Annotated in this window: 1 protein-coding gene; it reads right to left on the bottom strand. The window is 60.0% G+C overall.

Annotated features, from left to right (window positions below):
• A partial coding sequence (locus tag PAF17_RS20140; RefSeq protein ID WP_271890831.1) for an outer membrane protein occupies nucleotides 1-573 on the bottom strand: 573 nt, incomplete at both ends.

The following is a 573-nucleotide window of genomic DNA, read 5'->3' as shown; positions in this document are numbered from 1 at the left end:
GGTGCTGAACCCGGCATCATCAGTCAGGGTATCGCGACCGAAATCGCGGTATTCCCATTCCCCGAACAGCGATACGCGCTCATTCACCATCCGTTCGACACCCAGGCCCACGGTCCAGGCATCCGCATCATAGCTGTCATTGTAATCCATGCCCGCACCTTCGACGGCATAGTCAAATTCGCCACGCATCGCGCCGATGATGCCGTAGAACAGCGTGTTCTGCGCCTCGTTCAGGATACCGCTCTTAAAACGCAGCGAGATCAGGTTGTCGATTTCCGACGATCCCGAAGCTGAATCGGTGGAAAACGATCCGTCTGCGCTCGCGCCTTCATAGGCCAGTTCGGGGCCATAGACGAATTGACGCCCCCTGAATTCCCGCTGCCAGCGATAGCCAAGATGCACGCCATAGGTCGCGCCGCTGATGTCATTGCTGCCCGGCGTCCCCAGCAGGTCGCCATCAGGGTTGTGGATGCCAACGCGATCATCGCCGCCGAACGCATAGCCCACCGAAAGGCCGCCATAGGCACCGGCCCAGTCAAACGAAGGCTGTGCGACGGGCGCAACCACCGGAAC

The organism is Paracoccus onchidii (assembly GCF_028294535.1).
GTDB classification, from domain to species: Bacteria; Pseudomonadota; Alphaproteobacteria; order Rhodobacterales; family Rhodobacteraceae; genus Paracoccus; species Paracoccus onchidii.
Note: the sequence above shows the minus strand (reverse complement) of the source record. Positions and strands in the feature narration are given on the sequence as shown.